This is a genomic window from Kineococcus lubricus (assembly GCF_050871965.1).
Lineage (GTDB): Bacteria > Actinomycetota > Actinomycetes > Actinomycetales > Kineococcaceae > Kineococcus.
This window is the reverse complement of record NZ_JBJLSK010000003.1, coordinates 44,823-64,169: the sequence shown is the minus strand read 5'-3', so window position 1 is coordinate 64,169 and position 19,347 is coordinate 44,823. Positions and strand designations below refer to the sequence as shown.

The following is a 19,347-nucleotide window of genomic DNA, read 5'->3' as shown; positions in this document are numbered from 1 at the left end:
CCGGTCTGACCGCTGTGGACGAGGACGACGTGGGGACGGTCGACGTACCCGAAGCGACCGTGGCGCGACTGCCCCAGTACCTGCGCGCGCTGTCCGTCCTGGCCGACGCCGGGCTGCGGACGGTGTCCTCCGACGCCCTCGCCGAAGCCGTCGGCGTCGGGTCGGCCAAGCTCCGCAAGGACCTGTCCCACCTCGGCAGCTACGGCATCCGCGGCGTCGGCTACGACGTGACCGAGCTGCACCGGCGCATCGCCGACCACCTCGGCCAGACCACCCCGTGGAACGTCGTCATCATCGGCATCGGCAACCTCGGCCACGCCCTCGCCGGGTACGGCGGCTTCGCCAGCCGCGGCTTCCGGGTCGTCGGCCTGTTCGACGACGGCGCCGGGGTCGTCGGCGAGGTCGTCAACGGCCTGCGGGTGCGCCCGCTCGCCGACCTCCCCCTCGCCGTGCGCCCCGGCGAGCCCACCATCGGAGTGCTCGCCGTCCCGGCCGAGCACGCCCAGGCCGTCTGCGACCGGCTCGTCAGCGCCGGTGTCACCAGCGTCCTGAACTTCGCCCCGACCGTGCTGCGCGTCCCCGCCGACGTGGACGTGCGCAAGGTCGACCTCGCCTCGGAGCTCCAGATCCTCGCCTTCCACGCCCAGCGCCGCGCGGTGCGCACGAACACCCCCGCGATCGTCCCCGCCGCCGCCGGGGCACCGGTGAGCGAGCGGATCGGGGAGGTGGTCTGAGTGGCGCTCATGGTGGTCGGCCTGTCGCACCGCACGGCCTCGCTGGACGTCCTGGAGCGCGCCAGCTTCGACGCCGCGGCCGCGGCCGAGGTCGTCGACGCCCTGACGGCCTCCCCGCACGTCGACGAGGTCTTCGTGCTGTCGACGTGCAACCGCGTCGAGCTGTACTGCGACGTCTCCCGCTTCCACGGCGCGGTCGCCGACGTCGGTGACGCGCTGTGCCGCCGCATCGGCCTCGGGGTCGACCAGCTCGGCGAGCAGCTGTACGTCCACTACGAGGACGCCGGCGTCGAGCACCTGTTCCGGGTGGCGTGCGGGCTGGACTCCATGGCCGTCGGCGAGAGCCAGATCCTCGGCCAGCTGCGGCTGGCGCTGCGGGACCTGCACGAGCGCGGCCTGGCCGGCGGCGCGCTGGACCGGCTGCTGCAGAGCGCCCTGCGCGTCGGCAAGCGCGCGCACTCCGAGACCGGGCTGGACGCCGCCGGGGCCTCCCTCGTCGACGCCGCCCTCACCCGCGCCGCCGGGGTCGTCGGCGGCCCGCTGGCCGGGCGCCGGGCCCTGGTCGTGGGCGCCGGGGCCATGAGCGCCCTCGTCGCGACGACCTTCGCGCGCGCCGGCCTCGACGTCGTCGTCGCCAACCGCAGCCCCGAGCGCGCCCAGCGCCTGGCCGCCGCCGTCGGCGGTCGCGCCGTCGGGCTGGAGGACCTGCGCGCCGAGGTCGCCGCCGCCGACGTCGTCACCAGCTGCACCGGGGCCCTCGGGCACGTCCTGGACGTCGCGATCGTCGCCGCCGCGCTGCTGGACCGGCCCGGGCGCCCGCTGTTCGTGGCCGACCTCGCCCTGCCCCGCGACGTCGACCCCGAGGTCGCGACGCTGCCGGGCGTGCACCTGGTCGACCTGGAGGGGCTGGGCGCGGACCTGGCCGCCTCGGCCGTCGCCGACGACCTGCGGTCGGTGCGCGCCATCGTCCGCGAGGAGGTCGCCGCGCACGCCGCGTCCCTGCGCGCCGCCGACGTCGCCCCCACGGTCGTGGCGCTGCGGGCCCAGGCCCGGCACGTCGTCGACGTCGAGATGCGCCGCCTGGGCAGCCGCGTCGCCCTGGACGACACCGTCCGCGCCGAGGTCGACCGCACGGTGCACCGCATCGTGGAGAAGCTGCTGCACACCCCCACGGTGCGCGTGAAGGAACTGGCCGAGGCCCCCGGGGGCGTCGGGTACGCCGCCGCGCTGCGGGCGCTGTTCGACCTCGAGGTCGGTGCCGGTGGCGGTGGCGGCCTGCCCGGGGACGCCCCGCTGTCGGGGACCGTCGCCGACGCCGTCGGACGCGTGTCGTGACGCGGGTCCTCCGGCTCGGCACCCGGCGCAGCGCGCTGGCGACCACCCAGAGCTCCTGGGTGGCCGACCTGCTGCGCGCCAACGGGTTCGACGTCGAGCTCGTGGAGGTCACGACCCGCGGCGACGTGGACCGCGCGCCGCTGGCGCAGATCGGCGGCACCGGCGTCTTCGTCTCGGCGCTGCGCGACGCACTGCTGGCCGGCGAGGTCGACCTGGCCGTGCACTCCCTCAAGGACCTGCCCACGACCGCCGCCGACGGGCTCGCCCTGGCCGCCGTCCCCGAGCGCGAGGACCCGCGCGACGCGCTGGTCGCCGCCGGGGGCCGCACGCTGGCCGAGCTGCCCGCCGGTGCCCGCGTCGGGACGGGCTCACCGCGCCGGCAGGCCCTGCTGCGGGCCCTGCGCCCCGACGTCGAGGTCGTCGCGATCCGCGGCAACGTCGACACCCGCGTCGGCTTCGTGACCTCCGGGGAGCTCGACGCCGTGGTCCTGGCCGCCGCCGGGCTCACCCGGCTGGGCCGGGCCGGCGACATCACGGAGCTGTTCGCCCCCGACGTGTACGTCCCGGCCCCCGGGCAGGGGGCGCTGGCCGTGGAGTGCCGCGCCGACGACGACGCCGTCCTGACCGCGCTGGCCGCCCTCGACGCGCCCGCCGTGCGGCGGGCCGTCGCGGCCGAGCGCCAAGTGCTGGCCTCGCTGGAGGCGGGGTGCTCGGCCCCCGTCGGCGCCCACGTCGCGGCGGGGACGCTGCACGTGGCCGTCCAGGACCCCGCGGGGGCGCTGGTGCGGCGCGCCCGCGCGTTCACGGCTGTCCCCGACGAGGCGTCCGCGCGTAGGTTGGGCGCCGACGTTGCTCGCGACCTCCTGGCGCGCGAACTGCGCCCCCCGCACACCACGCCGGGGCCCGTCGCGGCCACGGCGGAGAACCACCCCCAGGACCGTCGTGACGACGGTCCACGTCCCGATCCGGAGAGTGGCTCGTGAGCACGATGACGAACAGCCCCCTGGTCGCCGAGCCGGTGCACCCGCCGGTCGAGGCCGCCGCGGGCGCTCCCGAGGTGAGCGTCCTGACCGAGGTGGTCGACGCGAAGAGGGTTCGCGACGAGGTGCCCGCGCAGTCCCGGTCGAAGAAGTCGTCCACCCGGGCCGGCGCGAAGGCCGCCAAGGGGACCGACAAGGGGTCGGAGAAGACCACCGGCAGGGAGCTGGGGCACGTCTCGTTCGTCGGGGCGGGGCCGGGCGACCCGGGCCTGCTGACCGTCCGCGCGGTCGACCTGCTCGCCGCGGCCGACGTCGTCGTGCTCGACCAGGCCAGCCGGGAGGACCTCGTCGCGCGGTTCGGCCGGGACGGCGTCGAGGTCGTCGACGCCGGGTTCGGCGGGGACGGTCAGCCGCTGACCCGCGCGCACCGCGCCAAGCTCGTCGTGAAGGCCGCCAAGGCCGGTGGCCGGGTCGTGCGGCTCATGGACGGCGACCCGTCCACGTTCACCGGGCTGGTCGACGAGGTCGCCGCCTGCCGCAGGGCGGGGGTGTCCTTCGACGTCGTCCCGGGCGTCTCAGCCGTCAACGCGGTGCCCGCGTACGCCGGGGTGCCGATGACGACGCCGGGCACGTCCAGCCTCAACGTCGTCCACCCCGCGGGCCGGTCCCTGGACTGGTCCCGGCACGCCGACGCCGACGCCACGGTCGTCGTCCTGGGCACCGGCGACGACATCGCCGAGGCCGCCCGCGGGCTGCTGGCCGCCGGCCGGTCCGCGGCGACGCCCGTCGCGCTGACCTCGCACGGCACGACGACCACCCAGACCACCACCACCGCGACCCTGGGCACTCTCGAGGCGGCCGCCGCGGTGCTCGACGGGTCCCCGACCACGGCCGTCATCGGTGACGTCGTCGCGCTGCGCGAGCAGAACTCCTGGTACGAGACGAAACCGCTGTTCGGCTGGCGGGTCCTGGTGCCGCGCACCAAGGAGCAGGCCGGGGGCATCACCGGGCGGCTGTCCGAGCACGGCGCCACCGCGGAGGTCGTGCCGACCATCTCCGTGGAGCCGCCACGGACCCCGCAGCAGATGGAGAAGGCCGTCAAGGGCCTGGTGACCGGCCGCTACGAGTGGATCGGGTTCACCTCCGTCAACGCCGTGAAGGCGGTGCGGGAGAAGTTCACCGAGTACGGCCTCGACGCCCGCGCGTTCTCCGGGCTGAAGGTCGCCGCGGTCGGCGGGGTGACGGCGGACGCCCTGCGCGAGTGGGGGATCGAACCGGACCTGCTGCCGTCGGGGGAGCAGTCCGCGGCCGGTCTGCTCGACGCGTGGCCGCCGTACGACGACGTGCTGGACCCCATCAACCGGGTGTTCCTGCCGCGCGCCGACATCGCCACCGACACCCTCGTGGCCGGGCTGGTCGAGAACGGCTGGGAGGTCGACGACGTCACCGCGTACCGGACGGTGCGCGCCGCGCCGCCGGCCGCGCCGGTGCGCGACGCCATCAAGACCGGCGCGTTCGACGCGGTGGTCTTCACGTCGAGCTCGACGGTCCGCAACCTCGTCGGGATCGCCGGGAAGCCGCACCCGTCGACCGTCGTGGCCTGCATCGGCCCGGCGACGGCGAAGACCGCCGAGGAGCACGGCCTGCGCGTCGACGTCCTCGCCGCCGAGCCGAGCGCGGCCTCCCTCGTCGAGGCGCTGGCCTCGTACGGGCAGGGCCTGCGCGCCGCGGCCGTCGAGGCGGGCGAGCCCGTCCTGCGGCCCAGCCAGAAGAAGTCCTCGGCGCGCCGCCGGGCGCGCTGAACCCGATCGAAGGAGTTCCCCCGTGGTGCAGCTGCCGATCCGTCCGCGTCGTCTGCGTTCCACCGCGGCGATGCGCCGGCTGGTGACGGACGTGCACCTGCGCCCGGGGGACCTCGTCCTGCCCGTGTTCGTGCGGGAGGGCATCACGCAGGCGCAGCCGATCCGCACGCTGCCCGGGGTCGTGCAGCACACGCGCGAGTCGCTGGTGGTCGCGGCGAAGGACGCCGTCGCGGCGGGCCTGGGCGGGATCATGCTGTTCGGGGTGCCCGAGCGGCTGGACGCCACCGGCTCGGGGGCCGACGACCCCGACGGCATCCTCAACGTGGCGATCGCGGACGTGCGCGAGGCCGTCGGCGACGACCTCGTCGTGATGGCCGACCTGTGCCTGGACGAGTTCACCGACCACGGCCACTGCGGGGTGCTGGACTCCCGCGGCCGCGTCGACAACGACGCCACCCTGGAGCGGTACGCCTCGATGGCGCTGGCGCAGAGCACCGCGGGGGCGCACGTCCTGGGGCCCAGCGGGATGATGGACGGGCAGATCGGGGTCCTGCGCGAGGCGCTGGACACCAACGGCTTCGACGAGGTCGCGCTGTTCGCGTACGCCGTGAAGTACGCCAGCGGTTTCTACGGCCCGTTCCGCGAGGCCGTGAACTCCCAGCTCAAGGGCGACCGGCGCACCTACCAGCAGGACCCGGCGGCGAACGTCTCCGAGGCGCTGCGCGAGGTCCGGCTCGACCTCGACGAGGGCGCCGACATGGTCATGGTGAAACCCGGCCTGCCGTACCTGGACGTGCTGCGCGCCGTCGCCGACGTCGCCGACGTGCCGGTGGCGAGCTACCAGGTGTCGGGGGAGTACGCGATGGTCGAGTTCGCCGCGCAGGCCGGGGCGGTGGACCGCGAGCGGGTGGCGCTGGAGTCGCTGCTCGCGCTGCGCCGCGGCGGGGCGTCGATCGTCCTGAGCTACTGGGCGCTGGAGGCGGCGCGCGACTGGCTGGGCTGACGCCGCAACCTTCAACGCCCGTACCGCCTGTGCAAGCATGAAGGGTCAACCTCGCACGGAGGCACCTGCTGTGCAGGGTCGTCTCCGGTGGCCACCTCCGAGGACGCGTCGTGGCCCGCCGGTGGTGAGACTGGTCTGCCCGCTCGTGACCGCCGGTCCGGGCCGTACCGCACCTACCTCCCGGACCCCCTGGGGTACCGCCCCCTGGTCATCGACCCGAGCCTGTCCCGGCGGATCGCGCAGGTGGAACGGGCCGTCCGGGACCTGGCCGGAGGGTCCACGGGTGCCGACCTCGAAGGGCTGTCCCGGTTCCTCCTGCGGTCCGAAGCCGTCGCCAGTTCGTTCATCGAGGGCATCGCCCCGTCCAGCGCGAACGTCGCGGTCGCCGAACTCGCGCAGACCGAGCACGTCCAGCGGGTCGGCGAGCAGGCTCGACTGGTCGCGCGGAACATCACCATCGTCCGTCGAGCCACCGAGGAACTGGTCGCCCTCGACGAGGTCGGCGTCGACGACGTCGTACGGTTGCAGAGCAGCCTGATCCCCGAGGAACGTCACCACGGGATCCGCCTCGTCCAGAACTGGATCGGCGGCTCCAACCGGCACCCCCTCGACGCGCAGTTCGTGCCGCCGTCACCGGACCACGTCGACGGGCTCATGGCGGACCTGGTGGACTACCTCAACGGGTCCCACCACTCACCCCTCGTGCAGGCCGCTCTGGTGCACGCCCAGTTCGAGACCATCCACCCGTTCACGGACGGCAACGGTCGCGTCGGTCGCGCCCTCATCCACACCGTGCTGGCCCGTCGGGGCCTGACCCGTCAGGCCGTGCTGCCCATCAGCCTCGTCCTGTCGACCCTCCGCGACGAGTACGTCCAGGGGCTCACCTGGTTCCGGTTCGAGGGTCCTGCCGGTGCCGAGGCCGCGGTGACGGGTACTCAGCGGTGGATCGAGACCTTCGTCGAGGCGGCGGCGGCCGCCGTGCGACAGGCCGCGGAACTCGTCGCCGCGGTCGGGGCCCTGCGACGCGAGTGGGACGAACGACTGGCCCGGTACCGGACGCAGCAGGGCGTGCGGGAGGTGCCGCGCGCGGGTTCGGCCACCGCCAGGCTCCTGGCCCTGTTGCCGGAGGCACCCGTCGTGACGGCGCGCACCGTCGAGCGGGTGCTGGGGGTGTCGTACCCCGCGGCGAACACGGCCGTCCAGGAGCTCGAGGGGGCAGGGATCCTGGGTTCGCGCCAGCTGGAGCGGGGGACCACGGGGTACCTGGCCACCGAGGTGCTGGACCTCGTCGACCTCACCGAGCGCCGGCTGGCCGGCACGGCGTTCGACACCCGGACCAGCCCGCCGAACCGCCCGGTGCCCGCACGTCGCGAAGCCTGAGCGGTCCGCGATCGGGACCACCTGGCCTCCCCGGGAGGCGTTGACGCAGGGCAACCACTGGCCTACGGTCCCAACCGTCACACAGGTCACGCCTGGGTCACACCCCGCCGCTCGAGGAGGAGCACACCGATGGCCTTCACCCCGTCCCGCCGCAGCGTCGTCCTGGCCGCCACCGGCGCCGCCGCGCTGATCGGCACCACCGCGGCCCCCGCGGTCGCCGCCGAACCCGGACTGTCCACCGAGGCGTGGGGGCGGCTGCCCGACGGCCGCTCCGTCGAGCGCTGGACCCTGACCAACGGCGAGGTCACCGCGCGGGTCATCACGTACGGCGGGATCGTGCAGAGCCTGGAGTTCCCCGACCACCGGGGCCGGGTGAAGAACGTGGTCCTGGGTTTCGCCGACCTCGACGGGTACCTCGACGGCAACAACCCCGGCCCCTACTTCGGCGCCCTCATCGGCCGCTACGGCAACCGCATCGGCGGGGGGAGGTTCACCCTGGACGGGGTGGAGCACCAGTTGCCGCTCAACGACGGGCCGAACACCCTGCACGGCGGCACCGACTCGTTCGACAAGCGGTTGTGGGCGGCGACCCCGCTGACCGGTGACGGCAAGGTCGGCGTCCGGCTCGCCCTGGACAGCCCCGACGGCGACCAGGGTTTCCCGGGGAACCTGCACGTCGAGGTCGACTACACCCTGGACCGGTTCGGGCAGCTGACCCTGGACTACCGCGCCACCACGGACGCGGCCACCGTCGTGAACCTCACGAACCACACGTACTGGAACCTCGCCGGTGAGGGGTCCGGCAGCGTCCTGGACCACGAGCTGACGATCCGCGCCGACGCCTACACCCCCGTCGACGACACCCTGATCCCGACGGGCGAGCTGGCCCCGGTCGCGGGGACCCCGCTGGACTTCCGCCAGCCCACCCGGATCGCGGCCCGCATCCGGCAGCCGTTCCAGCAGCTGCTGGTCGCGAAGGGGTACGACCACAACTGGGTGCTGGACCGCGGCGGTGACGACCTGGAGGAGGCCGCCGTCCTGCACGACCCGCGCAGCGGCCGGACCCTGCGGATCTCCACGACCGAACCGGGTCTGCAGTTCTACTCGGGCAACTTCCTCGACGGGACCCTGGTGGGGACCGGCGGCGGGACCTACCGGCAGGGTGACGGGCTGGCGCTGGAGACCCAGCACTTCCCGGACTCCCCGAACCAGCCCGACTTCCCCTCCACGGTCCTGCGGCCGGGGGAGGAGTACCGCTCGACGACGGTGTTCGCGCTGTCGCGCTGAGAACGTCGCGCTGAACCCCTCCCCGGCCGCCGGTCAGCCGTCCAGCGGCCGGGGTTCGGGGGACAGGTCGATCCCCAGGTCGGCGGCGCGCACCACCCGGGTGTCCTTGAAGACACCCGGGTGGTTCTCGTCGAGGTCGAACACGCGGGCCCCGCGCAGGCGGTGGACGTCGGCGCCCTCGAGGCCGTACGTGCCGAAACCCGTCCCCGGGCCGTAGCCGAGCCGGATCCCGAAGTAGTCCCCGACGTAGTCGTTGACGTGGTCGTGGCCGCAGAACATGCCCTTGACGTCGCCGCGTTCGAGGGCGGCGTGGAACAGGCCGGGGTTGAACTGCGCGGTGTACTCGCGCTCGTTGCGCTCACCCACGATGCCGTGCTTGCCGACGGCCGCCTCGTGCGCCTCGTCGGTCGCCTCGGTGGGGGAGCCGAACCACATGTGCCGGAACTCCCACAGCGGGATGTGGAAGAACATCAGCCCGGGCACGGGGTCGGCCGCGCCGGCCTGGAGCTCCTGCGAGGTCTGCCGGTACCAGGCGACCTGGTCGGCGTGGATGGTCTCGTAGGTGTACTCCTCGACGGCCTGCCCGGCGATCGTCTCGGGGGAGTAGCGGCCGGAGTCCAGCAGCCACAGCGCGAACGCCGGGCGGCCACCGGCGCGGGAGGCCACGGGCAGGACCTGGTTGGAGTCGCCGCTGACCCCGCCGGCGGTGGAGCCGACGTGGTGGGGGTAGGTGCGCAGGAACTCGCGGATGCGGGGTTCGGTCATCCCGGTCACCGCCGCGGAGTCCTCGTCGTGGTTGCCGAAGGTGATGGCCCACGGGATGCCGCGGGTCTCGACCGGGCCGACGACGTTGTCGTACGCGGTGCGGACCTCATCGGCCGTGGTCATGTCGCCGTTGACGACGTCGCCGTTGAACACGACGAAGTCGGGGTGCTCGGTGTCGAGGACCTTCTCGATGAGCTCGATCGTGCGGACGTCGGTGCGGTGGTTGTCCTGCGTGTCGTTGAACTGGACGACGCGGAACGTGCCGTCGGCGGCGAAGGCCAGGCCGGGGCGGTCGTGGTGGTCGGGGGCGGCGGTGGCGCTCGGGGCGGGGGCCAGGCCGACGGCGGCGGCCGCGGCGCCGGCGCCGAGCACGTGGCGGCGGGTGGGGCGCGAGGTGGTCATGCGGCGAACCCTGGCCGTCGCAGGTGACCTGTGCGTCACCTGAGCCTGACGATCAGGTGACGGACGGTGGCCGCGCCGGGGGTGGTGGGGCCAGACTCGGGGGGTGCCCCTGTCACGCGAGGACCTCGTGCGGCTGCGGCGGGTGCGCGACCGCATCGACCGCGACCACGCCCAGCCGCTGGACGTCGCCGTCCTGGCCCGGCAGGCCCTCATGTCGCCCGGGCACTTCTCCCGCAGCTTCAAGGCCGCCTTCGACGTGACGCCGTACGACTACCTCATGACCCGGCGGATCGAGCGGGCCAAGGCGCTGCTGCGCCGCGGGGACGTGTCGGTCACCGAAGCCTGCTTCGCGGTGGGCTGCTCGTCGCTGGGGTCGTTCAGCGCCCGCTTCACCCGGCTGGTGGGCGTGACGCCCAGCGCCTACCGGGCCCAGGACCACTCCGCCGCGGCGGGCATCCCCAGCTGCGTGCTGGCGCGGGCGGCCCGACCGGTCAGGATCGGAGAAGCCGGCCGGGCCCGAGCGGTCCTACCGTCGGCCCCATGACGACCGTCTCGCAGGTGCTGCTGACCGTCCACGACCACGACGAGGCCCTGGCCTTCTACCGCGACCTGCTGGGCTTCGCGGTGACCCAGGACGTGTCCTACGAGGGCATGCGCTGGGTCACGGTGACGCCGCCCGGCGCCGGCGTCCACATCGTGCTGGAGACGCCGCAGTCGTGGCCGGACGCCTCGGCCGCCGACCGGGAGGCCGCCGCCGACCTGCTCGCCAAGGGGCTGATGTCGCGGCTGGTCTTCACCACCGACGACGTCGACGCCCTGCACGACGCGCTGTCGGCCGGGGGCGCCGAGATCACCTCCGAGCCGGTGGACCAGCAGTACGGCGTGCGCGACTTCGGCGTGCGCGACCCCTCCGGCAACCAGCTCCGGTTCAACCAGCCGCTGACGGCCTCCGCGCGGGGCTGATCCGACCCGGGCCGGCGCCGCGGGCTCCCCAGGGGGCGGCCCGCGGCGTGTCGTCCACACCCGCGTCCGTCACGCCCCCGCGGCCGCCCGACACCGCGCAGGGTGGGCGACATGACTCCCGCACCCGTCCCCGCACCCGCCCGCGAGACCCTCGAGCAGACCTGGCGCCGGGTCGCCGACCAGGGCTCGGGCTGGACGCTCGGCCTGCTCGACGTCGTCGAGCCGTACGTCCTGGGCCGGCTGCACGACGCCCGCGACGTCGTCCGCTTCCGCGACCTGCCCTGGACGGCGGCGGCCCAGCTGCTGCAGCGGCTCACGCCCGGGCAGCTGGCGGACAAGCAGAACGCCGCCCCGTCGCTGGGCTCGCTGCTCGTCGCGGCCGTCGGCCACCCCCGCGAGGTCGAGCTGCACGGCTACCTCGTGCCGCCCGCGCGCAGCGACGAGCGGATCACGGCCGAGGGGCTCGTGGTGTACGACCACCCGGAGCTGGACGAGTTCCGCATCGTCGACTCCGAGGACCCGTGCGAGGAGAGCGGCTGCGAGTGCACGGCCTTCTGGGCCAGCGTGCAGGCCTCCTTCGGGCTCGACGACGCCGCGCGCGGGCCGGACGTCGTGGTGCCGCGGCCGTGCCCGCGCACCGGCCGGCCCGGCTGGTACCTGTGGTGGGACTGACCCGGGCCGGCGCGCGCTGGGCGCGCGGACGTGAAGTCCGTCACGCCCGGCCTCCGACACGCCGTCGTAGACGCCCCTGGGGAGGAGGCACCCCGCGGAGCTTGCGACACTGGGGCTCGTGACCGCGTCGACGCCTACCCCGACGACCACCTCGTCCACCGCCGCAGCCGCCGCCTCCGCGGCGCTGTTCGAGCGAGCGGGCGCGGTGATCCCCGGCGGGGTGAACTCCCCCGTCCGCGCCTTCCGGGCCGTCGGGGGCACCCCCCGGTTCATCGCCTCGGCGCGCGGCCCGTACCTGACCGACGTCGACGGCCGCGAGTACGTCGACCTGCTGTGCTCCTGGGGCCCGATGATCCTCGGGCACGCGCACCCCGACGTGCTGGCGGCCGTGCAGGCCGCCGCGGTCGACGGCTTCTCCTTCGGGACGCCCACCGAGCGCGAGGTGCAGCTGGCCGAGGAGATCGTCGGGCGCGTCGAGCCGGTCGAGCAGGTGCGGCTGGTCAGCTCCGGCACCGAGGCGACCATGAGCGCCATCCGGCTGGCCCGCGGCTTCACGGGCCGGCCGGTCGTGGTGAAGTTCGCCGGTCACTACCACGGGCACGTCGACGCTCTGCTGGCCTCGGCCGGCTCGGGGCTGGCGACGTTCGCGCTGCCCGACACCCCCGGGGTGACCGGCACCGCCGCGGCCGACACGATCGTGCTGCCGTACAACGACCCCGAGGCGCTGGCCGGGGTGTTCGCCGCCCACGGCGACCGCATCGCCTGCGTCATCACCGAGGCCGCCGCCGGGAACATGGGCGTGGTCCGCCCCCAGCCGGGCTTCACCGAGCTGCTGCGCCGCACCACCCGCGAGCACGGCGCCCTGCTGGTCTCCGACGAGGTCATGACGGGCTTCCGGGTCAGCGCCGCCGGCTGGTACGGGTTCGAGGGCCTGGGCCTGGAGCACGCCCCGGACCTGCTGACCTTCGGCAAGGTCATGGGCGGCGGCTTCCCGGCCGCCGCGTTCGGCGGTCGCGCCGACGTCATGGCGCACCTGGCCCCGGCCGGTCCCGTCTACCAGGCGGGCACGCTGTCGGGGAACCCGATCGCGACCGCCGCCGGGCTGGCGACGCTGCGCGCGACGACCCCGGAGGTGTACGCCGCGGTCGAGGCGAACGCGGCCACCGTCCGGGACGCCGCGAGCGCCGCGCTCAGCGCGGCCGGGGTGCCGCACCTGGTGAACACCGCCGGGTCGATGTTCAGCGTCTTCTTCACCGAGCTGGACGCCGTCACGGACTACGACCAGGCCCGGCAGCAGGACCTCGGGGCCTTCCGGGCGTTCTTCCACTCGATGCTCGACGCCGGGGTCCACCTGCCGCCGAGCGCGTTCGAGGCGTGGTTCCTGTCCGCCAGCCACGACGAGACCGCGATCGGGCGGGTCCTCGACGCGTTGCCCGCCGCGGCCCGCGCCGCCGCCGAAGGAGCTGGTCGGCTGTGACCCGCACGACCGTCCACCTCGTCCGGCACGGTGAGGTCTGGAACCCCGAGCGGGTCCTGTACGGCCGGCTGCCGGGGTTCCGGCTGTCCGAGCGCGGTCAGGCGATGGCCGAGCGGCTCGGCGAGTTCTTCGCCGACCACGACGTCGCGTCCGTCACCGCCTCACCGCTGCAGCGCGCCCAGGAGACCGCGACGCCCATCGCCCGCTCCCACGGCCTGCCGCTGGGCACCGAGCCGCGGATCATCGAGGCCGGCAACAGCTTCGAGGGCCGCAAGGTCACCGCGGGGGCCGGGTCGATCCGCGACCCGCGGGTGTGGCCGCGGCTGTGGAACCCGTTCCAGCCCAGCTGGGGCGAGCCGTACGAGCAGCAGGTCTCCCGCATGGCCTCGGTGGTCCGCGACGCGCGGGACGCCTTCCCGGGCCGGGAGTCGGTGCTCGTCAGCCACCAGCTGCCGGTGTGGGTGACGCGGCTGCGCGCCGAGGGGCGCCCGCTGGTGCACGACCCGCGCCGTCGGCAGTGCGCGCTGGCGTCGGTGACGTCCCTGGAGTTCTCCGGCCGCACGCTGGTCTCGGTCGCCTACACCGAGCCCGCCGCCGACCTGCTCGTCGGCGCCGACCCGGTCCCGGGGGCCTGATGCCGGCCTCGCGCAGGGCGTTCGGGGTGGCCGCGCTGTCGGCGCTCGTCGTCGCGGGCTGCTCCGGCGGCGACGGGCTGCCCGAGGCCCAGACCGACCGGAACTACATCGAGGGCGACGGCACCGTCGTGCAGTGGGAGCCGGGGGAGCGGCGCGAGCCGGTCGAGCTGAGCGGGACCACCGTCGACGGCTCGACCGTGGACCTGGCCTCCTACCGCGGCCAGGTCGTCGTGCTGAACACCTGGTTCGCCGGGTGCGCCCCGTGCCGGAAGGAGGCCGCCGACCTGGAGGCCGTCTGGCAGGAGTACTCCACCCGCGGCGTCCGCTTCCTCGGCATCAACACCTACGACACCGCGGCCGTCGCCGAAGCGTTCCAGCAGGCGCAGGGCATCACGTACCCCTCGATCCTCGACGCCTCCTCGGGGGCGGCGATGCTCGCGCTGCGCACGTACTCCCCGCAGGCCACCCCCACGACGCTGGTGCTGGACGCCGAGGGCCGGGTCGCGGCCCGCGCGTCCGGGATCGTGGAGCGCTCCACGCTGTCCGGGATGCTGGACGACGCCGGGGCCGCGCCCGCCGCCGCGCCGTCCCCGACGAGCGCGCCCGCATGACCCTGCCGGAGTACGTCCAGAGCGGGCCGCTGCTGCTGGCGGTGCCGCTGGCGGCGCTCGCCGGGATCGTGTCGTTCCTCTCCCCGTGCGTCCTGCCCCTGGTCCCGGGGTTCCTCGCGTACGTGACGGGGCTGTCGGGCGGGGACCTGGAGCAGCGGCGGCGCGGGCGGATGTTCCTCGGCGCGTCGCTGTTCGTGCTCGGGTTCTCGGTCGTGTTCCTGCTCATCAGCTTCGTGGCCGGGTCGGCCGGTGACCTGCTGGTGGAGTACCGCGGCCCGCTGCAGCGGGTGTTCGGCGCGGTCATCGTGGCGGGCGGTCTGCTGCTGCTGTTCTCCCCGCTGTGGGCCCAGCGCGAGCTGAAGGTCCGCTGGCGGCCCAGGGCCGGTCTCGTCGGCGCGCCCCTGCTGGGGGCGCTGTTCGGGATCGGCTGGACCCCGTGCATGGGGCCGATCCTCACGGCGATCTCGGCGATGGCCTTCACCACCGGCGGGGGGTCGCGGGCGGCGGGCCTGGGGTTCGTCTACAGCCTCGGGCTGGGTGTCCCGTTCATCCTCGTCGCCCTCGCCTACGGCCGCGGGATGCGCGTCCTGGGCGTCCTGCGCCGGCACCGCGTCGCGCTCGACCGGTTCGGCGCCGCGCTGCTCGTGGTGATCGGGGTGCTGCTGCTGACCGGGCAGTTCAACCAGCTCGTGATCTGGCTGCAGGCGAGCTTCGTGAACGACTACACCACGGTGATCTGAGCGGTGATCTGAGCATGGCGAGCACTGACGAGACGCACCTCGACGACCTGCGCGACGAGTACCGGGACTCCGGGAAGGCCCCGCGGCCCAGGCGCGAGCTCGCCTCGGAGATGAAGCCGCTGGAGTTCGCGCGGTACTGCTGGCGGCAGCTGACGAGCATGCGGACGGCGCTGTTCCTGCTCATGCTGCTGGCCGTCGCCGCCGTCCCCGGCTCGACGTTCCCGCAGGAGAACAACGACCCCGCCGGGGTCGCGCAGTGGCGGCTGGACCACCCCACCGCCTACCCGTGGGTCGACCGGCTCCAGGGGTTCCACGTGTACTCCTCGGTGTGGTTCTCGGCGATCTACCTGCTGCTGTTCATCTCCCTCATCGGGTGCGTGACGCCGCGGGTCGCGGTGCACTGGCGGGCGCTGCGTGCGAAGCCGCCGCGCACCCCGGCCCGGCTCGAGCGGCTGCCCGAGCACCGGGCGGCGACGCTCACCGCCGGTCCCGGGCAGGTCCTGGACACCGCCCGCGCGGTCCTGGCCCGGCGGCGGTTCCGCGTCGAGCGCCGCGACGGTTCGGTCGCCGCGGAGAAGGGCCACCACCGGGAGACGGGGAACCTGCTGTTCCACCTGTCGCTGGTGGGGCTGCTCGTCGCCATCGCCTCCAGCTCGCTGTTCTCCTACTCGGGGCAGCGGCTCGTGACGACCGGCGGGACCATGACGGGCACCCAGATGGACAGCTTCTCCGGCGGCACCTGGACCACCATCGACGACGTCCCGCCGTTCACGCTGACGCTGGACTCGATGGACGTCGCGTTCGAGGCGCAGCAGACGTCGCAGATCGGCGAGCCCCGCCGGTTCTCGGCCGACGTGACGCTCACCGACGAGCCCGGGGACGACCCGCGGGCCGAGACGATCCGCGTCAACCACCCGGCCAAGGTCGGCCACACGCAGATCTCGCTGTCGGGGAACGGGTACGCCCCGGTCCTGGTGGTCCGCGACGGGCAGGGGAACGTCGTGCAGGACGGGGCGACCCCGTTCCTGCCGCAGACGTCGAACTACGACTCGACCGGCGTGGTGAAGGTTCCCGACGCCGTCGACGCGGACGGCGACCCCGTCCAGATCGGCCTGCGCGGGGTGTTCCTGCCGACGGCCTCCACCAACGCGGACGGGGCGCCGGTCTCGGCGTTCCCGGACATGGCCCAGCCGCTGCTGGTGGCCAACGTGTGGACCGGCGACCTGGGCCTGGACGAGGGCGTGGCCCAGAACGTCTACACGCTCGACACCACGGGCATGACGCAGGTTCAGGACGCCGACGGGCAGGCCCTGGCCCTGACGATGGTCCCGGGCCAGACGGTGCAGCTGCCGGACGGCCTGGGGTCGGTCGAGTTCGCCGGCGTCGAGCGGTTCGCCAGCTTCGACGTCCGCTCCACCCCCGGCCAGACCGCCGCGCTCGTCTTCGCGCTGCTCGCGACGCTGGGCCTGGTCCTGTCCCTGTTCCTGCCGCGCCGCCGGGTGTGGGTGAAGGCCGTGCCCGCCACCGGCGGTGCGGGCTCGCGGGTCGAGGTCGCCGGGCTGGCCCGCGGCAGCGACGCGGGGCTGGCCGAGGAGGTCGAGGGGGTCCTGGCGCGGCTGCGCACCGCGCTGGGCGAGCCCGGGGACGACCCCGGCGGTCCCGGCGGATCGCCAGCGCACCCCCCGGTGGGGGACCATGAGCAGCCAGTGCACGCTCCCGAGGAGAAGTCGTGACCGTCGACGAGAACATCGCCCAGATCAGCAACGTGCTGCTCTACGGCTCCATGAGCGCCTACCTGTTCTCCTTCATCGCCTACGCCGCCGACCTCGCCGAGGGCGGCAAGGAGATCAAGGCCCGCGAGGCGCGGCGGGAACGGGCCGCGGCGGGCGGTGCCACCGCCACCCTGGAGAAGCCGGTCACCGCCCGCCGCCGCCGCGCGGCCGCGGTCGGGACGTCCCTGTTCGCCGTCGCGGCGCTGCTGCACCTGGGCTCGGTGGTGACCCGCGGGGTCTCGGTGCACCGGGTGCCGTGGGGCAACATGTTCGAGTTCGCCCTCACCGGCTCCCTCGTCGTGGCCGTGGGGTACCTGGTGGCCGTGGTCCGCGCCCACCGCGCGGGCCTGGGCGGCGGGCGCGACGCCCGCTACCTGGGGACGTTCGTCGCGGGCCCGGTCCTGGCGACCCTGGGGATCGCGCTGCGCTCCTTCTACGTCGACGCCGCGCAGCTGGTCCCGGCGCTGGACAGCTACTGGCTGATCATCCACGTGTTCGTCGCCATCCTGGCGACCGCGCTGTCGACGCTGGGGTTCTCCGCGACGGTGCTGCAGCTGGTCCAGGAGAAGCGCGACCGGGTCCGGACCGGCGGCGGCCGCCCCGGCGGGGTCTTCATGGACGCCCTGCCCGGTTCGGTGGAGCTGGAGCGCACCGCCTTCCGGCTCAACGCCGTGGCGTTCGTCATGTGGACGTTCACCCTCATCGCCGGCGCGGTGTGGGCGCAGGTGGCCTGGAACCGCTACTGGAACTGGGACTCCAAGGAGGTGTGGACGTTCGTCATCTGGGTCGTCTACGCCGCCTACCTGCACGCCCGCGCGACCCGCGGGTGGGACGGCCGGCGCGCCGCGTGGCTGTCGGTGCTCGGGTTCGCCTGCATGCTGTTCAACTACCTGGTCGTGAACATCTTCTTCCCCGGCCTGCACTCCTACGCGGGGGTCTGAACGATGGGTGTCGCGCTCCGGTACACCGTGCTCCGGCTCGGGATCTTCGTGCTGTGCCTCGTGGTGGCCCGCGAGGCCGGCGCCGTCGGCTGGCTCGCGCTGCTCATCGCGGCGGTCGTGTCGGTCCTGCTGTCGCTGATCCTGCTGCGCCGCCAGCGCGAGCAGATGGCCGCGGCGCTGCAGCAGCGCATCGACGGCCGCGTGCAGGCCCGGCAGGCCGGCACGGCGAAGAGGTCGCGGTTCTCCCGCGGCGTCGAGGAGGACAACGACGCCGAGGACCGCAGGGGCTGACCCGCGCGGTCAGCGCAGCGGCACGCTGCGCAGCAGTTCCGGGCGCGCGGCGTCCAGCTCGCGCAGGTCGATGACGGCCGGGACGGTGCCGCCGGAGGTCTCGGCGGTCTCCAGCAGCACCTCCACGACGCGCCGCACGAGGAACGGCTCCTCGGCGGCGGTGACCTCGGCCCGTTCGAGCAGGTCGGCGTCGCTGGTCACGACGTGCTCGGTGCGGGTGCCGTCGGAGGTCCGCAGCGTCGCGAGGTAGCGGTGCTCGCCGTCGGCGACGAGGTCGATGCCCGGAACGGTCTCACCCATGGGCGCACTGTCCCGCGGCGCGGCTCACAGCGCCAGCCCGAGGGCCAGCAGCGCCCCGGTGAGCAGTTCCAGCAGCCCGGTGTCCTTCAGGACGGGGATCAGGTCGCGGCCCCGCGCCCCGCCGAGCACGGTCCGCAGCGGCCGCTGGGCCAGCGCCGCGGCCGCGAGCACGAGCAGCGCGAACGGGTGCCAGGGGGCCGTGGCGAGCGCGGCGACGAAGGCGCCGACGACGAGGGCGGCGTACAGCGCGCGGGTCCGGGCCTCGCCGAGGCGGACGGCCAGGGTGCGCTTGCCGACCTGCGCGTCGGTGGGCACGTCCCGCAGGTTGTTCGCGACGAGGATCGCGCAGGCCAGGAACCCGACGCAGAAGGCGCCCGCGACGGCGGTGCCGTCGATGCGGCCGGCCTGGACGTAGGTGGTGCCCGTGACCGCGACCAGCCCGAAGAACACGAAGACGAAGACCTCGCCGAGCCCGGAGTACCCGTAGGGCCGCTTGCCGCCGGTGTAGTACCAGGCGGCGGCGACGCTGGCGGCGCCCACCAGCAGCAGCCACCACGCCTGCGAGAGCGCGACGACGGCGAGCCCGGCGAGCGCGGCGACGGCGAAGCAGGCGAACGCGGCGTCGCGCACGTGCCGGGGTTCGGCGGCGCCGGAGCCGACGAGGCGGAACGGGCCGACCCGGTCGTCGTCGGTGCCGCGGATGCCGTCGGAGTAGTCGTTGGCGTAGTTGACGCCGACCTGCAGGGCCAGGGACACCACGAGCGCGAGGACGGCCGGGACCCAGGCGACGCCGTCGACGGCGGCGGCCGCGCCCGTCCCGACCAGCACCGGGGTGATGGCCGCCGGCAGCGTGCGGGGCCTCGCCGCCGACACCCACTGCTGCACGCTGGCGCGGCGGTGGGCCGGCGGGGTGGAGGGCAGGGGCGGTTCAGCGGGGTTCGACACGAGGCACCATCCTCCCACCCCCGCGCCGTCGTCCCGCCGCGGCGGGGGCCGTCACAGGCCGCGCAGGAAGTCCTCGTCGTCGTCGGGGCCGCGGGGGGCCTGCCGCGGGGCGCGCGAGCGCGGGGGCAGGCCGGTGGGGCGCCCGGCGATGACGTAGGCCAGGCCCCCGGCGAGGGGGAAGAAGAGGACGAGCAGGATCCAGGCCCACTTCGGGAGGCTGCGCACGGTGCCCTCGGGGGCCTGCACGATGCTGACCAGGCACCACACGGTCAGGGCCAGGACCAGCAGGGTCGGCAGGATCTTGCTCATGCC

Annotated in this window: 21 protein-coding genes; 17 read left to right on the top strand and 4 right to left on the bottom strand. The window is 74.5% G+C overall.

All coding sequences use genetic code 11. The features are described 5' to 3' along the window. Nucleotides 1–14: 14 nt before the first annotated feature. From ACRYRX_RS02975 to ACRYRX_RS02945, 7 genes are all read left to right on the top strand, one after another. Nucleotides 15–734, top strand: coding sequence for a redox-sensing transcriptional repressor Rex (locus ACRYRX_RS02975; RefSeq protein WP_432510315.1), 720 nt, complete (start codon nt 15–17; stop codon nt 732–734). 9 nt (nt 735–743) lie between these two features. Next, nucleotides 744–2,069: a glutamyl-tRNA reductase gene (locus tag ACRYRX_RS02970; RefSeq protein ID WP_432510471.1), complete on the top strand. Its 1,326-nt coding sequence runs from the start codon at nt 744–746 to the stop codon at nt 2,067–2,069. Next, entirely contained in the window at nt 2,066–3,052 is a 987-nt protein-coding gene (hemC, locus tag ACRYRX_RS02965; RefSeq protein WP_432510314.1) for a hydroxymethylbilane synthase, read from the top strand. Before ACRYRX_RS02970 ends, hemC begins: the two co-directional genes overlap by 4 nt. Nucleotides 3,053–3,057: 5 nt before the next feature. After that, on the top strand, nt 3,058–4,851 hold the full coding sequence (locus ACRYRX_RS02960; protein ID WP_432510470.1) for a bifunctional uroporphyrinogen-III C-methyltransferase/uroporphyrinogen-III synthase: 1,794 nt from the start codon (nt 3,058–3,060) through the stop codon (nt 4,849–4,851). Nucleotides 4,852–4,873: 22 nt separating this feature from the next. Next, nucleotides 4,874–5,854: a porphobilinogen synthase gene (gene hemB, locus ACRYRX_RS02955; RefSeq protein WP_432510313.1), complete on the top strand. Its 981-nt coding sequence runs from the start codon at nt 4,874–4,876 to the stop codon at nt 5,852–5,854. A gap of 87 nt (nt 5,855–5,941) precedes the next feature. Further along, nucleotides 5,942–7,234, top strand: coding sequence for a Fic family protein (locus ACRYRX_RS02950; protein WP_432510312.1), 1,293 nt, complete (start codon nt 5,942–5,944; stop codon nt 7,232–7,234). A gap of 129 nt (nt 7,235–7,363) precedes the next feature. Further along, entirely contained in the window at nt 7,364–8,521 is a 1,158-nt protein-coding gene (locus tag ACRYRX_RS02945; protein ID WP_432510311.1) for an aldose epimerase family protein, read from the top strand. Between the two features lie 33 nt (nt 8,522–8,554). Here ACRYRX_RS02945 and ACRYRX_RS02940 read toward each other — a convergent pair whose 3' ends face one another. Then, complete coding sequence (locus ACRYRX_RS02940; RefSeq protein WP_432510310.1) at nt 8,555–9,688, bottom strand: metallophosphoesterase family protein; 1,134 nt, start codon at nt 9,686–9,688, stop codon at nt 8,555–8,557. Between the two features lie 109 nt (nt 9,689–9,797). Here ACRYRX_RS02940 and ACRYRX_RS02935 point away from each other — a divergent pair, with 109 nt between their 5' ends. The 10 genes from ACRYRX_RS02935 (at nt 9,798) to ACRYRX_RS02890 (ending at nt 17,790) form a co-directional block, all read left to right on the top strand. Beyond that, a complete protein-coding gene (locus ACRYRX_RS02935) occupies nt 9,798–10,232 on the top strand; it encodes a helix-turn-helix transcriptional regulator (RefSeq protein WP_432510469.1) in 435 nt (144 codons plus the stop codon). Continuing rightward, nucleotides 10,229–10,651, top strand: coding sequence for a VOC family protein (locus ACRYRX_RS02930; RefSeq protein WP_432510309.1), 423 nt, complete (start codon nt 10,229–10,231; stop codon nt 10,649–10,651). Before ACRYRX_RS02935 ends, ACRYRX_RS02930 begins: the two co-directional genes overlap by 4 nt. A gap of 111 nt (nt 10,652–10,762) precedes the next feature. Then, nucleotides 10,763–11,323, top strand: coding sequence for a hypothetical protein (locus ACRYRX_RS02925; protein ID WP_432510308.1), 561 nt, complete (start codon nt 10,763–10,765; stop codon nt 11,321–11,323). A gap of 118 nt (nt 11,324–11,441) precedes the next feature. Then, a complete protein-coding gene (gene hemL / locus ACRYRX_RS02920) occupies nt 11,442–12,800 on the top strand; it encodes a glutamate-1-semialdehyde 2,1-aminomutase (protein ID WP_432510307.1) in 1,359 nt (452 codons plus the stop codon). Next, a complete protein-coding gene (locus tag ACRYRX_RS02915; protein ID WP_432510306.1) occupies nt 12,797–13,435 on the top strand; it encodes a histidine phosphatase family protein in 639 nt (212 codons plus the stop codon). The genes hemL and ACRYRX_RS02915 overlap by 4 nt, the downstream gene beginning before the upstream one ends. After that, entirely contained in the window at nt 13,435–14,046 is a 612-nt protein-coding gene (locus ACRYRX_RS02910; RefSeq protein ID WP_432510305.1) for a TlpA family protein disulfide reductase, read from the top strand. The genes ACRYRX_RS02915 and ACRYRX_RS02910 overlap by 1 nt, the downstream gene beginning before the upstream one ends. After that, nucleotides 14,043–14,786, top strand: coding sequence for a cytochrome c biogenesis CcdA family protein (locus ACRYRX_RS02905; RefSeq protein ID WP_432510304.1), 744 nt, complete (start codon nt 14,043–14,045; stop codon nt 14,784–14,786). The genes ACRYRX_RS02910 and ACRYRX_RS02905 overlap by 4 nt, the downstream gene beginning before the upstream one ends. A gap of 14 nt (nt 14,787–14,800) precedes the next feature. Continuing rightward, entirely contained in the window at nt 14,801–16,519 is a 1,719-nt protein-coding gene (gene resB / locus ACRYRX_RS02900) for a cytochrome c biogenesis protein ResB (protein WP_432510303.1), read from the top strand. Next, nucleotides 16,516–17,499 (top strand): c-type cytochrome biogenesis protein CcsB, encoded by a 984-nt coding sequence (gene ccsB / locus ACRYRX_RS02895; protein ID WP_432510302.1) that lies wholly within the window; start codon nt 16,516–16,518, stop codon nt 17,497–17,499. Before resB ends, ccsB begins: the two co-directional genes overlap by 4 nt. 3 nt (nt 17,500–17,502) lie before the next feature. Then, nucleotides 17,503–17,790: a DUF4229 domain-containing protein gene (locus ACRYRX_RS02890; protein WP_432510300.1), complete on the top strand. Its 288-nt coding sequence runs from the start codon at nt 17,503–17,505 to the stop codon at nt 17,788–17,790. A 9-nt stretch (nt 17,791–17,799) separates the two neighbouring features. On the opposite strand, the gene ACRYRX_RS02885 is transcribed toward ACRYRX_RS02890, so the two are convergent. The 3 genes from ACRYRX_RS02885 to ACRYRX_RS02875 are packed head-to-tail and all read right to left on the bottom strand — an operon-like array spanning nt 17,800 to nt 19,344. Then, nucleotides 17,800–18,090, bottom strand: a complete 291-nt coding sequence (locus tag ACRYRX_RS02885) for a hypothetical protein (protein ID WP_432510299.1) — start codon at nt 18,088–18,090, stop codon at nt 17,800–17,802. A gap of 24 nt (nt 18,091–18,114) precedes the next feature. Next, nucleotides 18,115–19,035: a 1,4-dihydroxy-2-naphthoate polyprenyltransferase gene (locus tag ACRYRX_RS02880; RefSeq protein WP_432510298.1), complete on the bottom strand. Its 921-nt coding sequence runs from the start codon at nt 19,033–19,035 to the stop codon at nt 18,115–18,117. A 51-nt stretch (nt 19,036–19,086) separates the two neighbouring features. Beyond that, nucleotides 19,087–19,344 carry a PLD nuclease N-terminal domain-containing protein gene (locus tag ACRYRX_RS02875; RefSeq protein WP_432510297.1) on the bottom strand — a complete coding sequence of 86 codons (258 nt, stop codon included), beginning with the start codon at nt 19,342–19,344 and terminating at the stop codon, nt 19,087–19,089. Nucleotides 19,345–19,347 lie beyond the last annotated feature (3 nt).